Below are 14,635 nucleotides of genomic sequence, written 5' to 3' on the forward strand. Positions count from 1 at the left end.
TGCGGCGTCGTCGTGGCTGGTCGCGCAGTTCCCCGCGCCCCTTTGGGCGTTTGCGTCATTCCCCGGTACGAGTCAACGCCAGTTCCAGTACGACGAGCAGGGCGTCCCGGACTGAGGCGCGCTCACGGGCGTCGAACACGACGACCGGGACGCCATCGGTGACGTCAAGGGCCCAGCGCAGCTCCTCCAGCGTGTGCTCGACCTTGCCGTCGAAGGCGTTGGCGGCCACCGCGAAGGGGATGCCCCGGTGCTCGAAGTAGTCGACGGCGGCGTAGCAGTCGTCGAGGCGCCGGGTGTCGACGATGACGAGCCCGCCGACCGCGCCCTCGACGATGTCGTCCCACATGAACCCGAACCGCTCCTGTCCGGGCGTGCCGAACAGATACAGCTTCAGGGTCGGGTCGATGGTGAGGCAGCCGAAGTCCATGGCCACGGTCGTCGTGGTCTTGCGCGGAGTGTGGGTGAGGTCGTCCACGCCCGCCGCGACCTCCGTGATGGCGGCCTCGGTGGTCAGCGGCTCGATCTCGGAGATCGAACCCACGGCGGTGGTCTTGCCCACGCCGAAGCCGCCCGCGATCACCATCTTGACCGGCAGCGGCGGTCGTACGGTGGCCGGTTCAGTCGTCGTCATGGAGTGACCCCTCGTGAGTCGGGGATGGCACGCAGGCCCTCGATGACCCTGCGCAGTACGGATGCGTCGTGGACGACGCCGGAGTCGGGCACGTGCACCGTCAACTGCCCCGCGGCGCGCAGGTCCTCGGCGAGGACCCGCACCACGTTGAGGTGCAGCCGCAACCGGGCCGCGATCTCCGCGATGGACTGCGGCAACCGGCAGACGGCGACGATGTCGTGCCGTTCGAAGGCCAGCCGGTCGAGCGCGTCGATGCCCTCGGTGGTGGCGACCACCTGGGTCTCGACGGGCATCGACCGGCCGTCGGCGTCGGCCGCCACCCGCCCGGCGGTCACCAGGAACGGCCGCACGGAGGGGGCGGGCCCGACCGGGTCCGGCTGCCCCTTGGGGCCGGGCTCCGGACCGGCCGGGTCCGGTGGTGGGGTGCCGTCCGCCATGGCGGTGTCCGTCCTCCTCGGCGTCAGCGGGTGGAAGCGGCGCCGACGCTGTTCTTCAGCTCCAGCACGAGCTGCGGACTGAGGGAGGATCCGGCGCGGTTGGCGAACACGGTCATCTCGTAGGCGATGTTGCCCAGCTTGGCCTCCTTGTCGGTGACCACGCCGAGCACGGCGCCGCTGCCGATCGCGGAGACCAGGACGTGGCCGCCCTCCAGGTCGATGATGACCTTGTTGAGGCCGCCGAGGCCGTAGTTGCCGGAGGCGCCGGCGGCCAGGCTGGTGATGCCGGAGACGATCGCGGCGAGCCGCTCGGAGTCGGCGTGCTCACGCAGTTCGGACACGGCGATGAGCAGACCGTCCGAGGAGACGGCGATGGCGTCCACCACGCCGGCCGTCTCCTTCGCGAAGCGATTCAGCAGCCAGGTGAAGTCGGCTGCGGCGGCCTGAAGTTCGGCCGGTGTGGAGCCTCCCACCGGGGTGCCACCTGTCGACGTGCTCACTGCTCCGCTCCTTCCGGGGAGTCGATCTGGTCCTGCTCATGGGGGGTTGTGGTCGTGACGGGGGCGGGGTGTTCCCCGGTGTCGCCGGACCGGCTGTCGCGGTGCGCGCGCTCCACGGCGGCCTCGAACTCGTCGAGCGAGGCACGTACGGCCTCCGCGTCGAGCGTCCGCGCCTCCTGCGGCAGCGCCGACCGCCGCTCGGGCGCCTCGGCGGTCGTCCGCAGGGTCGCGCCGCGGACGCGGCGACGCAGCGGGCGGGTCGCGGCGAGGGCCGGTTCCGGCTGGTCGGCCCGTGCGTGGTCGACGGGCGGCGCCTCCTCGCGGTGCGAGACACGGCGGGGCAGCGGCCGCGGAGCGTCACCGTCCGTCCCTACGGCATCCGCCGGCATCGTGGCCGAGGGCCGGGGCCCGGCGGCGGGGGCCGAAGGCTCGTTGGCGGCCGGTGTCTTGACGGCCGGCGGCGTGACGGCGGGCGGCGTCGCGGCGGCGACCTTCGCCAGGGCCGCCGTGGCGGCGGACCCCGTCGTGCTCCCCGTCACCAGCAGCGACGACGGCACCGTCACCTCGGCCGTCACACCGCCGCCCGGCGTCCGCGACAGCGTGACCGTGATCTCCCAGCGGCGCGCCAGGGTGCCGACCACGAACAGGCCGAGGACCTTCGTCGGTACGAGGTCGAGTCGCTCACGGCGGATCAGCCGCGCGTTCTCCTCGTCGAGGCGTTCGGGCGTCATGCCGAGGCCGTGGTCGGTGACGACGATCACCGCGTCGTCGCCGGCGGTCGCCACGCTCACCTCGACCGGGCTGTCCTCCGGCGAGAACGACACCGCGTTCTCCAGCAGTTCGGCCACCATCAGCGTCAGGTCGCCGATGACCTCCGGCTCCACCACGGCCTCGGTCCGCGCCCGCAGCTCCACGCGCCGGTAGCCCTCGATCTGGCCGAGCGCGGCGCGGACGACGGTGGTGAGCGGGCTGGGACCGGAGTCGAGGACCGCCTCGTGGATGCCGGCGAGCAGCATCAGGCTGTCGGCGTTGCGGCGCAACCGGACCGCGATGTGGTCGATGGAGTAGAGCCGCTCCAGCAGCGCGGGATCCGTCTCGCCCCGCTCCACCGCGTCGATCAGGGACAGCTGACGTGAGGTCAGGTTGCTGACCCGGCGGCCCACGTTGCCGAACATCTCCGCGACGTTGCGCCGGCTGAGCACCTGCCGCTCCAGCAGCGCGGCGGCGATCGTCTGCACCTGGTTGAAGGTCTCGGCGAGTTCGCCGATCTCGTCGCGGGCGGTGACCGGCACCGCACCCAGCCGGGGCGGACCGTCGTCCTCGGCGTCGTCGTCGGCCACCCGGGCCAGCTCGCGCTCGGCGACCTCGGCGACCTGCCGTGCCGCGCTCGTGAGGGCCTGCACCGGGCGGACCACCGAACGGCGGACCACCATGGCCAGGACCAGCCACACGGCGAAGCCGAACAGGGCGAGTCCCAGCAGCAGGAGCGCGCGCCACGCCGCGGTGTCGGAGGCGCTCTCCGCCTCGTCGGCGATCTCGCCGATGAGCGAGGTGGTGATCGCCAGCCGGGTCCTGGCCTGGTCGCGGTAGGCGCCGTAGGAGTCGAGCGCCTCGGCGAGCGACGCGCGGATCTCGGCGGGCGAGCCGGCCTGCACCGCGCCCGGGTCGATCTGCAGCTCGGAGTACTGCCGGCTGATGGTGGTCTGGGCGCTGGTGTACCTGATCCCTTCGAGGGTGTCGGCCTGCGTCTCGGTGGCGAACCGGGCGAATCGTTCGGCCTGGTGGGTGTACTCGTCGTAGGCGCCGATCGCGCCGATGAACTCGATCAGGGCGTTGGAGTCACCGGTCGACGCGGAGAACACGCCGGTCTCGAAGGCGCTGTGGGCGGCGCCCGCGCGCAGCAGCGAGTCCAGCTTGCTGCCGGTGAAGGAGGTCGCGAGATCGGTGTTGCGGTCCAGGCCGAGGCCGTCGATCAGCCCCTGGGCGGCGTGGGTGTAGGCGGGGTCGATGTTGCTGGCGGGCAGATAGCCCTGCTCGACCGTGTCACGCAGGCTGCTCAGGCCCTCGACCCCGCGCAGGGCCTGGGCCTCGGTCTGCGGCAGCCGCTCACCGAAGGCGTCGCGCACCCGCCGCACCTGGGAGTCCACCCTGGACTGCGCCGTGCGGTAGGCGGCGGACGAGGGTTCGTCGCCCTGGGCGGCTTCGTGCCGTACGGAGAGCAGGATCGCCTGCTGGTGCTCGGCGGCCAGCCGGTCCACGAGGGTCGCGACCTCGACGCTCTCCCGCACCAGTCGGGCGGCGTCCGCGGCGTCGCGCGACTGCGCGGTCTGGTCGGCGATGAGATAGGCGAGCAGGGCCGCGACCACCGTCAGCGGCACCCCGACCAGGAGGTTGAGCTTGCGCCGGAACGGCCGGCGGTCGGCGAAGCCACGTATACGACGCGGACGGGGCACGCCCGCTTCCCCAGTGGCCACCCTGCCTCCTTCGTGGGCGTCACACGGCGCGCGAAGGGTCGCACATGACCGGTGCTGATCGAGTATGAAACGGCTTTCTGCCGGGGACGGTACCGCCCCTGGATCTCCGTGACCGGAACTGTACGTCAAGAATCCATTACGACCCCGGGCGCCCCAACCGTCCCTCCTTCACATCGGAGCGCAACTGCCCGTTACCGTCCGATTTTTGAGGCCAATCGGTGACCTGACCGCACTTGACTGACCGAGAACCGGCTGGATTGGATCAGTGGAAGAGCTCTCCCAACCCCCTGAATCCGGAACGGGAATCGTGACTTTCACCGCCACACGCAGCAGGTCCTTCAGGAACCATCCCGGCGCGGCCGCCGTCGCGCTCGCCGCCACGGCGGCGCTGCTGGCGGGATGTTCCTCCTCCGACGACAAGTCCGACCCGCTCGCCGGGGACAAGCCGAGCGGCGACACCGTCGTCGTCGGCTCGAACAACTTCCCCGAGAGCACCCTGCTCGCCGACATCTACGGCGAGGCGCTCAAGGCCAAGGGCATCGAGGTCGAGTACCAGCCCAACATCGGCAGCCGTGAGGTGACCTACGGTCAGCTCCGCAACGGCTCCGTCACCGTCCTGCCCGAGTACAACGGCTCGCTGCTGGCCTACCTCGACCCGAAGGCGGAGCAGGAGTCCTCCGAGGCCGTGAACGCCGCGGTGAAGGCCAAGCTGGACGCGAAGCTGACGCTGCTGGAGTCCTCGCCCGCCGAGGACAAGGACTCCGTCGCCCTCAACACCGAGACTGCGAAGAAGTACGACCTGACCTCGGACTCCACCCTCGAGGACCTCAAGGACATCGCTCCGGACCTGGTGATCGGCGGCTCGCCCGAGTTCCAGACCCGCCAGCAGGGTCTGAAGGGCCTTCAGTCCGAGTACGGCCTGGAGTTCAAGTCCTTCAAGGCACTGGACGCGGGCGGCCCGCTGACCCGGGCGGCGCTGGCGAAGAACACCGTGCAGGCCGCGGACATCTTCACCACCGACCCGAGCATCACCAAGGAGGGCTTCGTCGTCCTGAAGGACCCGAAGAACCTCTTCGGCTTCGCCAACGTGACTCCGCTGGTCCACAAGAGCGGCCTCTCCCAGGAGGGCGTGGACGCGCTGAACGCGGTCTCCGCCAAGCTGGACACCAAGACCCTGCTCGACCTGGACTCCCAGGTGCAGCTGGAGAACAAGGACCCGCTGGACGTCGCCAAGGCCTGGCTGAAGTCGGCCGGTCTGGACTGACGCACGGCGGTCTCGGCAGGCCACAGCGGGGTTGTGACGGTCTCTCGTCACAACCCCGCTGTGCTGTCGCTCAGTAGCCGACGTAGAAGGTGGCGTCCTGGCGTTCGGTGGTCGTGGACACCGGGTCGATGCGCAGGGCGTAGTCGGAGTGCCTGATGTAGCGGGTCGGGTTGTTGTACGAGCGGAACGACGCCCAGGAGGCGTCCGCGAGGCCGGCCGTGCGGTGGAAGGTGGCGTCCTGGGCGAACGTCGACGTGCCGTCGTTCTCGTCGAGGCGCAGGGCGTAGTTGTAGTGCCGCAGATAGCGGGCCGGGTAGTTGACCGACTGGAAGGAGACGCCGGAGGCGTCGGCGAGCCCCGGCACCAGCTTCCACTGCGAGTCGGGGAACGGGTCGAAGGGGTACTCGTCGATCCGGCCGGCGAAGCCGCTGTGGCGGACGTAGCGCGCCGGGTAGTTGTAGGACTTCAGCCGGTTCCAGGCGGGGGCGCCCCACTTGGCGATCAGGTTGTTGTACTCGGTCGACGTGATCGGATGGATGCCGCAGTGCTTGGAGTTGAGCGGCTGCGTGTAGAGCTTCTGGTCAAGGGCCGTCCAGGTGCCGGCGGCCAGGTTGCTCGTCTGCCAGACGTAGAAGACGCCGTTGGGTGTGTAGGTGTCTCCCCAGAGGTACCAGGTGTTCGACGTCAGGGACTTGACGACCTCCGGCGCCTCGGTGCCGCCGTGGTTCACGGCCGTGCTGAACGCGGTGAAGCTGCCCGGGTTCAGGCTCGTCGAGCGGGCGCCGACCAGGGTGCCGTTCCGCTTGAAGTACAGGTAGTTGACGCCGTTCACACCGATGGTGAGGTTGCCGTCGATGACGTCGTAGCCGGGGTCGAAGAAGACCTGGGGGCTGGTCGTCGTACGGAAGTCTGTCGTGTAGCTGACCATGATGACGTTGTGGCCGCTGCTGTTCACCGACGAATAGAGGATGCCGTACTGGCCGCGTGAGGCGTCCCAGAACGCCTCCGGCGCCCAGCTGTGGGTGCCCGTCATGTCGTGCAGCTTCAGCAGCCGGTAGCCGGTGAAGGTGCGCAGGTCGGTGGAGTCCCAGACGTGGATGTAGACGCTGTTGCGGGTCCAGTCCGTGCCGCTGAGGTCGGTCGCGATGACGACGAACGTGCCGTCCTGCTTGCGCAGCAGGAACGGGTCGCGCAGGCCCTTGGCGCCGAGGGTGGGGGTGGCGACCGGGTTGTTCTGGTTGAGCGGCGTCCAGCGCAGACCGTCGGTGCTGACGGCGAGGTGGAGGTTGTAGTCCGCCTCCAGCATGGTGTTGGACTCGGTGAAGTAGACCATCGCGTACGCCGAGTCGGCGGCGTGGGCGGTCCCGGCGCCGAGGGTCAGCGCGCCGGTCGCGGCCAGCGGGACGGTGGCGGCCATGCCGAGGACCTGTCTGCGGGAGGGGTGCGTCATTGCGGCTCTCCAGAGGGGGTGCGGGGGGCTTGCGTCACGGCTCAATGGTCCGATATATCGAACGGAGTTCGGTTGATCGACCAGAAAGTAGGAGAGAGTCGAGGGCACGTCAATCACATGGTCGTCCTTGGCGGATTTCCGCCACCCGGACCCCACCGCCCATGGCTCAGCCCGCCTCGCGGGCGTCCGCGATCAACTGGTCGATCAGGGCGATCAGTACGTCACGGCTCGACTCGCGCTCCCGCGCGTCGCACAGCAGCACCCGGACGTGCTCCGGGAGCGCCAGGGCGTCCCTGATCTCCTCGGCCGGGTAGGGGTGCGCGCCGTAGAAGCCGTTGACGCCGACGACGAACGGGATGCCCCGGCGCTCGAAGAAGTCGATCGCGGCGAAGCTGGACTCGGGCCGGCGGACGTCCACCAGGACCACGGCTCCGAGCGCGCCGATCGCCAGGTCGTTCCACATGAACCAGAACCGCTGCTGCCCGGGCGTACCGAACAGATACAGCACCAGCTCCCGGCTGATGGTGATCCGGCCGAAGTCCAGGGCCACGGTGGTGGCCCGCTTCTCCTCGATGCCGTTGAGGTCGTCGATGCCAAGACCCGCGGCGGTCAGCGGCTCCTCGGTGCGCAGCGGGGCGATCTCGCTGACCGACCCGACCATCGTGGTCTTGCCGACGCCGAAGCCGCCGGCGATGAGTATCTTGACCGTGTCGGGCGGCGCGACCGCCTCCAGGGTGGGGTCAGAGCCGGCCAAGGCCGTCCCTCACTTTCTGCAGCAGGTCCAGATCCTGGGTGCGGGGGGTGACGAGGTGCGGCGGGTGCGCGGTGATCAGACCCGCCTCCAGCAGATCGCAGAGCATGATGGCGACCACGCTCACCGGAAGGTCGAGACGGGCCGCGAGCTCCGCCACCGCGATCGGCCGGGCGCAGTACCGCAGGATCCGCGTCTGCTCCGGCTGCGGACGCGGCGCCCGCTCCGGCGGCGGATCCACCGCCGTCACCGTCGTGATCAGGGTGAAGTCGGAGCGGCTGGGCCGGGTCCGGCCGCCGGTCAGCGTGAAGGGACGTACCAGCCGGCCCGCCGAATCGTCTGGGCCCACCTCACGCGCCAGGGCCGACATGGGCCCGCGGTGCCGCCGACAGATGCTCGCCGATCTTCTTCACCAGCATGTTCATCTGGTACGCCACCACACCGACGTCCGCGCCCTGGTTGGTGAGCACGACGAGATGGGCGCCCGGCCCGGCCGAGGTCAGGATCAGATAGCTGTTGGCCATCTCGATCAGCGCCTGCCGCACCGGCCCGCCTCTGAAGTCCAGACTGACGCCCTTGCTGAGGCTCATCAGCCCGGACGCCGTCGCCGCCAGCCGCTCGGCGTCGTCACGCAGGAACCCGGTGGACTTGCTCACCACCAGACCGTCCTCGGAGAGCACGACGGCGTGGTTGACGTCGGCGACCCGCTCCACGAGTCCGGTGAGCAACTGGTCGAGCTGGGTGTCCGTGGCTGGGGTGGGGCGTGTCATGGCGATGTCCTTCATGAACGGTCGGCGGGCGGAGCGCAGGACGTGGAGGAGGCGGAACGGGCCGAGCCGGCCGCGGACGGCCCCTCGTCGGCACCGTCCTCACGCGCCCCCCGAGTGGCCGGGACCCGCTGGTCCTCGTCCTTGGGCGCGTGCGGGGCCTCATGGTCGCTTTCGTCGCGAGCCTGGAACGTCCCCCGCTGGAAACAGGCGAGGGAGGAAGCGGCGCGTTCGGCGGTGAAGTCGTCGGGGTGGTCCTCCTCTTCGGTCGACGGGGTCTCCTCCCGCAGTTCGGCGGCCAGGCTGGTCTGCGGCACCCGCCGGGGGAGGGGGGACAGGCCGTCACGGGCCGCGGGCGCGGCGGCGGTCCGCTCGGGCGCGGTGCGGGCCGGGACGACCGGGCGGGACTCCCGTACGGGCTCCTCCGGTTCGGCGGCCCCCGCGTGCTCCACCTCGTCGCGGTCCGGGGCGGCCACGTCGCGCACCACGACCTCGTGCGGAATCAGCACGATCGCCGTCGTGCCGCCGTACGGCGAGGGGCGCAGGGTGACCGCGATGCCGTGCCGCTGGGCGAGCCGCGCGATCACGAACATGCCGAGCCGCAGGTCGTCGGCGAGGGCCACCACGTCGAACTGCGGGGGCTCGGCCAACTGGGCGTTGAACGAGGCGTAGTCCTCCTCGGACAGCCCGAGGCCACGGTCCTCGACCTCCACGGCCAGCCCCTTGGCCACCATCGAGGCCCGCACCCCGACCGGCGCGGGCGCGGGGGAGTACAGGGTGGCGTTCTCGATCAGCTCGGCCAGCAGATGGATGACGTCCGCCACCGCGGGCGGCGCCAGATGCACCTCCTCCTCGGTGTGCACCTCCACCCGCTGGTACTCGGCGACCTCGCCGACGGCACTGCGCAGGATGTCGATCAGCGCGACCGGCTCGCTCCAGCTGCGGCCCGGGCGCTCACCGCTGATGATGACGAGGTTCTCCTCGTAGCGGCGCAACTGGCTGGCGGTGGAGTCCAGTTCGTACAGGCCCTTGAGGACCTCGGGGTCCTGGTGCGCGCGCTCCAGCGCGTCCAGCTTGGTGAGCTGGAGGTTGACCAGGTTCTGGCTCTGCCGGGCGATGCCCAGGATCACCTTCTGGAAGCCGCGCCGGGTGTCGGCCAGTTCGACGGCGGTGTGCACGGCGGTGCGCTGCGCGGTGTTGAACGCCTTGGCCACCTGCCCGAGTTCGTCATGGCCGTAGTCCAGCGGCGGGGTCGCCAGCTCCACGTCGACCGTCTCGCCCCGCTCCAGCCGGGCCACCACGTCCGGCAGCCGCTCCTGCGCCAGACCGAGGGTCGCCTCACGCAGACCCCGCAGCCGCCGCGACAGCGAGCGGGTGATCCGCCAGGACATCCACACGCACAGCAGCAGCGCGACCAGACCGCCCGCGCTCAGCGACGCCGCCTTGATCAGCAGACCGCGCGCCTCGTCGCCGCTGCGCTGCAGCAGGGCGGTCGTCTGCTGCCGGATCAGCACCTCGTACTCGTCGGAGACCTTGACCAGCGCGGCCCGCCACTCCTTCTGCGCGTCCGGTACCGCGATGTCCCCCTCGGCACCCGCCGCCGCGCGGGCCGCCAGGACCCGGTTCTCGACCTTCTCCAGGGTCCGCCACTGCGCACTGCCCAGGATCCGCTCGGTCTCCGCCTTCGCGTTCCCGGTGAGCGAGGGAAGGATCTGGTCGCTGACGAGCCACCGCCGCGTGTTCACCAGCTCGGCGAACTCGGTCCACGCCTTCTCGTCCATCTTCTTCGACGGCGAGGCCAGCGTCAGCAGCGCGTCCTCCCGGGAGACCAGCTCGGCCGCGTGCTCCAGCGAGACGAGCGGGCCGGCCTGCGAGGTCAGGTCGCCGTCGTCGACCTGGGAGAGCTCCTGGAAGGCGTGGATCTGGTCGTCGATGACCGACGTGTACTGGCCGAGCGCCTGGACGGCGGGGATGTCGGTGGGGTTGTCCACCTGCCCCCGGTAGTACTCCAGGCTGCTCACGGACGCCACGACCGAGTACAGCCGGTCCTTGACCCGCGACGGCGCCTGCTGGATCGCGTCCGACTGGGCCAGCAGCTTGGTGACCGCCTTGTCGGTCCGGGCGCGCTGGGCTTCCAGCGCGGTGCGCGCCTCCTCCTGCCGCGAGGCCAGCCATACGGCCGAGAGGCTGCGCTCCCGCTGCAGGGCGAGCGTGGCCTCGGTGCCCATGGCCCCGGTCGACCTGCTCAGCCCGGTCTGCGAGCGCAGCCGCAGCCCCTCCGAGAACATCTGGATCGTCGTCACGCTCCAGACGGCGGCGAGCGTGACGCTGGGCACCAGCGCGAGCAGGATCAGGGAGAGACGGATGGAGCCGAGGCGGCGCCGGGGACCTGTCCGTGGAGACATTGTCGTCCTAGGGCGATCAGCGGAGGGCGGGAGCGGAAGGGGGACGAGCGCTGGGGGTGGCCGCGTGTCCGATACGTCACAGGGGGTGCGCTGGATGCTATCCGCACAAGTGAGCGTACGCGTCACGCCTGACCGAATCTTTGGCGACACCGTCGGGGGAACTGTCCGGTCAGCGGGTTCCGTTGGCGGCGAGCCGGGCGACCGAGGCGACGTTCGCCTTGGTGACGAACGCCGGCCCGGTGAGGACGGGTGCCTCGCCGCCGCCGAGTGTGTTGCCGTTGGTGCGGTAGAGCCAGAGCGAGTCCACCGCGAGATAGCCCTGGAGATACGGCTGCTGGTCCACGGCGAACTGCACATCGCCGTCCTGGACCGCCTGGGCCATGTCCTTGTTGAGGTCGAAGGTCGCGACATGGGCCTTGCTGTCCGCCTCCCGGGCCGACTTCACCGCGGCCAGCGCGAACTGGGCGCCGTTCGTGACGACCTCGTCGAAGCTCGGGTCCTGGGAGAGCCGCGCCGCGACGGTGGCGGTCACCGCGTCCATGTCGGTGCCGTCCACATAGAGGTTCTCGGTCTCGCCGCCGAACGCCTTCTTCACACCCGCACAGCGCGCCTCCAGGGCGACGTTGCCGCGCTCGTGGATGACGCACAGGGCGTGCTTGGCCCTGAGGTCGTCCAGCTTGTCGCCGACGGCCCGGCCCGCGACGCTGTCGTCCTGGCCGAAGTAGCCGAGCAGGCCGGCCGACTGCCATTCGTCTATACCAGAGTTGAGACCGACCACGGGTATGCCCGCCGCCCGCGCCTCGGCGACCGGAGCGGCCATCGCCGTCGGCTTGGCCAGGGTCACCGCGATGCCGTCGACCTTCTGCCGGATCGCGTCCCGCATCAACTCGGCCTGGCCCGCGGGTTCGGAGTCGTTCGCGTAGGTCAGCTCGATGTCGTCCTTGGCGGCCGCCGCCCGGGCGCCCTTCTGCACCAGCTCCCAGAAGGCGTCCCCCTCGCCTCCATGAGTGATGAGGGCGACTTTCAGGCGTGCGGTGCCCGCCGCGTCCGCGCCCGACGCGTCGTCGGTCGCGCCGACGGCGGAGCAGCCGGCCAGCAGCAGACAGGCCGCGGCCGTGACGACCGCGGTGCGAGTGAAGGCAAAGGAGGGGGGTGGGGTCTTCATGAGGGTGCGGCACCTCGCTGTGCGGCCGAGCCGGAGGAACGAACGAGAGCACGGCCGGGGTCGAACGGGGAGGTCGCCGACCTGGTGAACTCTCGCTGTGGCGGAGCCAATCGCGTGTGACCACCGGTAGTCAAGTGTGCAACCACGCGGTGTGAGTCGTTGCTGCCACATCGTGATGCACCCCTGGCGGGAGCCCGGACCGACGCGTTTGCAAACATACCCGGTCCGCCCTCAACGCGACTTGCGCGCGACCGCCCCGTACATCGCGACGTCCTCGTCCCGGACCACCTCGGTGCCCGTGCCGTCCGGACGCCACTTGTGGACCTGGACGATGCCCGGCTCGACAAGGTCCAGACCGGTGAAGAACTCCTCGGCCTCGCTACGGCTGCGCAGCCGCATCGGCATCCCCCGGGCCGCGTACTCCCGGGCGACCCGCCCCACCTCGTCCCGCGCGAAGTCGGCCGTGCCGATGGACATCGCCAGGTAACTGCCCACCGGCAACGGTTCGAGCAACCGCCGCACCATGCCCACGGCGTCGTCCTCGTCCAGCATGAAGTGCACGATGGCGATGACGGCGAGCGCGACCGGCTCCCCGAGATCGAGGGTCGCGCGAAACGCGGGGGCGCCGAGAATGCCGGCCGGGTCACGCATATCACCTTGCACATACGCGGTCCTGCCCTGCCCCTCACCTCCCAACAACCCCTGACTGAGCGCAAGTACCAGCGGATCGTTGTCGACATACACAACCCGCGCCCCGGGCGCGACCGACTGGGCGATCTCATGAATATTCGGCGAGGTCGGCACCCCGGTCCCCACATCCAGAACCTGCCGCACCCCCGCCTCTTCGACGAGATACCGCACAGCCCGATTCATGAAGTCCCGATTGGCCCGCATATGAACAGGCAGAGCGGGCCATTCCCGAACCATGGCATCGCCCGCCTCCCGATCAGCGGGGTAATGGTCCTTGCCACCGAGGATGTAGTCATAGATACGAGCGGAATGGGCGGTCCCGGCATCAATGGGGTCGACGGACATGAGGCCTCCGGAGACTGGACATCGAACCGTGGCCAGTCTGCCAACTGACCGAGAGCGCTGGGAAGTTGACCTGCGCTCAGGCGGGCTCCCCGGCCTCCTGGCCAACCGTCGCAGGGACCCCCTCGTTCCGCCGAAGCCGCCGGCGGCGCCGCCGGACCCGAGGCTCCTGATCCGGAAGCCACCCAAATGCAAGGCAACTCCCCACGACCCCGAGCAGCAGTCCCACAAAGAACCCGCCCAGATTCGACGTGAGCCAGGTGCCGAGCGCCACCAGAACCCCGGTGATCGAATAGAAGAGCCGCTGCGCGGGATTGAAAAGGATCAGCAGACCGAGCAGCACCATGAGCGTCGGCAGCAGATACCCGGCCAGCCCCTGCATGCCGGCATGGAGCATGACCTTGACGGACGCCTTCATGGTGAGCAGAACCTCCGCCCCGCCCAGCGCGAGCAACACCCCGCCCCAGAACGGCCGGTCGGCCCGCCACTGACGGAAGGCCGACCGAAAACCCGTACGCGGACTCATCAGCAACCCGTGCTGCTGAAACGGAGTTTCAGCCCCGGAAGCTTGAAGACACCTGCGGTCGTCGCATAGTTGGTCTGCCGCAGATTGGCGATCCGCACGGTGTCCGCCTGCTGACTGAAGACACCGATCGGCCCCTTCACCCCGGCCTTGGTCAACGTACTCGCATCGTTGCCGATCTCGATGTTGTTGAACGCGGCGTCACCCGACAGCTCGGTCGAGTCGGTGGTCAGATCGCTCGCACTCACCTTCTCCGCCCCACCGCCCGCGGTGATGAGCAGGTTCGTCCCACCGAGATCCACGCTCTGGCACAGCTTCGTGAGCGTCGCGTTCTTGATCGCGGACGTGACGACCAGCACCTGCCCACCGGTGTCCCCCGCGTTGGGACTGCCCGGCGCCATCTCGTCGAGCCCGCCGAACTGCTCGAACCCGGTCCCGTTGAGCTCGGTCGCGGTGACGGTGAAGGGCATGCCGGAGATCGCGAACTGCACGCCCAGCGCCCCTTCGGCGGTGAGCACCGCGAGGGTGCCGGCGACGAGGGTGGCCGGCACCGCCATCACGGCGGCTCGGCGTGCCCGGACCCGCCCGCGTCTCGCGGGACCGTCGGGGGATTCGGACACCTCTGACACGGAACCGCTTTCCGGGTTCTCGGGGGTGTTGGCCATAACTGCTCCCAGGTGCATGAAAGTGCGGGTAGGGCATCAGCGGCACGTTGTCCTGGCGCGGACAGCGCCCACGGCGCACGCCCCTCGCAACTCCCGGCGGACGCAAGGGCTTTCTCGTACTCCGCAGTAGCCAAGCCGGGAAGTTACCGGTGGTTACACCTGAGGGTCAAGGCAGTTGTGCAAAAAGAGTGTTGATTATGTGCCGCCTGTGAGCGATGCGGCCCCGGGGCTCGCGAAAAGTTGCTCACGCGGCATCAACTCCCCCTTGAATGCTTGACGTTGAACGACCCTCAGGTCTACAACTCTCCCTGGCTCCCCCCTGGATCCGTGGCGCCGGATCCGCCGCCGCGTGGCCTCTGCCCGCGTTCCCGGACCTGATGTCCTTCACATTCCGCGAGATCACTCCACGGCGCCGTCACGGTCGCTTCCCCCCTCGGTCCGTGCCGGACGCCCCCCGCCCGGTCCGGCCGGAGCCCTCCCCAGGGTCTCCGGCCGGCCACCGGCCGGGCTGCCGTTGCCGGTCCGTGACGTACGGCTATGGCGCCAGGGCCCGCCAAGGGCAGCCCGGCCG

General features: G+C 70.0%; 14 protein-coding genes. 1 reads left to right on the plus strand and 13 read right to left on the minus strand.

The window, feature by feature from the left end; genetic code table 11:
• Positions 1-55: 55 nt before the first annotated feature.
• From L0P92_RS17395 to L0P92_RS17410, 4 genes are read right to left on the minus strand one after another with little or no spacing between them, the layout of a single operon-like run.
• Positions 56-631 carry a GTP-binding protein gene (locus L0P92_RS17395; RefSeq protein WP_234763638.1) on the minus strand — a complete coding sequence of 192 codons (576 nt, stop codon included), beginning with the start codon at positions 629-631 and terminating at the stop codon, positions 56-58.
• A complete protein-coding gene (locus tag L0P92_RS17400) occupies positions 628-1,068 on the minus strand; it encodes a DUF742 domain-containing protein (RefSeq protein ID WP_234763639.1) in 441 nt (146 codons plus the stop codon). The genes L0P92_RS17395 and L0P92_RS17400 overlap by 4 nt, the downstream gene beginning before the upstream one ends.
• Before the next feature lie 23 nt (positions 1,069-1,091).
• A complete protein-coding gene (locus tag L0P92_RS17405) occupies positions 1,092-1,568 on the minus strand; it encodes a roadblock/LC7 domain-containing protein (protein ID WP_234763640.1) in 477 nt (158 codons plus the stop codon).
• Positions 1,565-4,042: an ATP-binding protein gene (locus L0P92_RS17410; RefSeq protein WP_234763641.1), complete on the minus strand. Its 2,478-nt coding sequence runs from the start codon at positions 4,040-4,042 to the stop codon at positions 1,565-1,567. The genes L0P92_RS17405 and L0P92_RS17410 overlap by 4 nt, the downstream gene beginning before the upstream one ends.
• Before the next feature lie 307 nt (positions 4,043-4,349).
• Between L0P92_RS17410 and L0P92_RS17415 the strand changes: the two genes are divergently transcribed.
• Positions 4,350-5,306, plus strand: coding sequence for an ABC transporter substrate-binding protein (locus L0P92_RS17415; protein WP_234763642.1), 957 nt, complete (start codon positions 4,350-4,352; stop codon positions 5,304-5,306).
• Between the two features lie 70 nt (positions 5,307-5,376).
• Here the strand turns inward: L0P92_RS17415 and L0P92_RS17420 are convergent, their stop codons facing one another.
• The 9 genes from L0P92_RS17420 to L0P92_RS17460 form a co-directional block, all read right to left on the minus strand.
• On the minus strand, positions 5,377-6,756 hold the full coding sequence (locus L0P92_RS17420; RefSeq protein WP_234763643.1) for a glycoside hydrolase family 43 protein: 1,380 nt from the start codon (positions 6,754-6,756) through the stop codon (positions 5,377-5,379).
• A gap of 166 nt (positions 6,757-6,922) precedes the next feature.
• On the minus strand, positions 6,923-7,510 hold the full coding sequence (locus tag L0P92_RS17425) for a GTP-binding protein (RefSeq protein WP_234763644.1): 588 nt from the start codon (positions 7,508-7,510) through the stop codon (positions 6,923-6,925).
• A complete protein-coding gene (locus tag L0P92_RS17430) occupies positions 7,497-7,877 on the minus strand; it encodes a DUF742 domain-containing protein (protein WP_237695728.1) in 381 nt (126 codons plus the stop codon). The genes L0P92_RS17425 and L0P92_RS17430 overlap by 14 nt, the downstream gene beginning before the upstream one ends.
• Positions 7,858-8,277, minus strand: a complete 420-nt coding sequence (locus L0P92_RS17435) for a roadblock/LC7 domain-containing protein (protein ID WP_048586515.1) — start codon at positions 8,275-8,277, stop codon at positions 7,858-7,860. The genes L0P92_RS17430 and L0P92_RS17435 overlap by 20 nt, the downstream gene beginning before the upstream one ends.
• An 11-nt stretch (positions 8,278-8,288) precedes the next feature.
• Positions 8,289-10,679, minus strand: a complete 2,391-nt coding sequence (locus L0P92_RS17440) for a nitrate- and nitrite sensing domain-containing protein (RefSeq protein ID WP_234763646.1) — start codon at positions 10,677-10,679, stop codon at positions 8,289-8,291.
• 169 nt (positions 10,680-10,848) lie between these two features.
• On the minus strand, positions 10,849-11,844 hold the full coding sequence (locus tag L0P92_RS17445; RefSeq protein ID WP_234763647.1) for a substrate-binding domain-containing protein: 996 nt from the start codon (positions 11,842-11,844) through the stop codon (positions 10,849-10,851).
• 231 nt (positions 11,845-12,075) lie between these two features.
• Positions 12,076-12,879: an SAM-dependent methyltransferase gene (locus L0P92_RS17450; protein WP_234763649.1), complete on the minus strand. Its 804-nt coding sequence runs from the start codon at positions 12,877-12,879 to the stop codon at positions 12,076-12,078.
• A 76-nt stretch (positions 12,880-12,955) separates the two neighbouring features.
• Positions 12,956-13,402 (minus strand): DUF6114 domain-containing protein, encoded by a 447-nt coding sequence (locus L0P92_RS17455; RefSeq protein ID WP_234763650.1) that lies wholly within the window; start codon positions 13,400-13,402, stop codon positions 12,956-12,958.
• A complete protein-coding gene (locus L0P92_RS17460) occupies positions 13,402-14,064 on the minus strand; it encodes a DUF6230 family protein (RefSeq protein WP_234763651.1) in 663 nt (220 codons plus the stop codon). The genes L0P92_RS17455 and L0P92_RS17460 overlap by 1 nt, the downstream gene beginning before the upstream one ends.
• Positions 14,065-14,635: the final 571 nt, after the last annotated feature.

It is taken from the genome of Streptomyces muensis, from assembly GCF_021474425.1.
Classification (GTDB): domain Bacteria; phylum Actinomycetota; class Actinomycetes; order Streptomycetales; family Streptomycetaceae; genus Streptomyces; species Streptomyces muensis.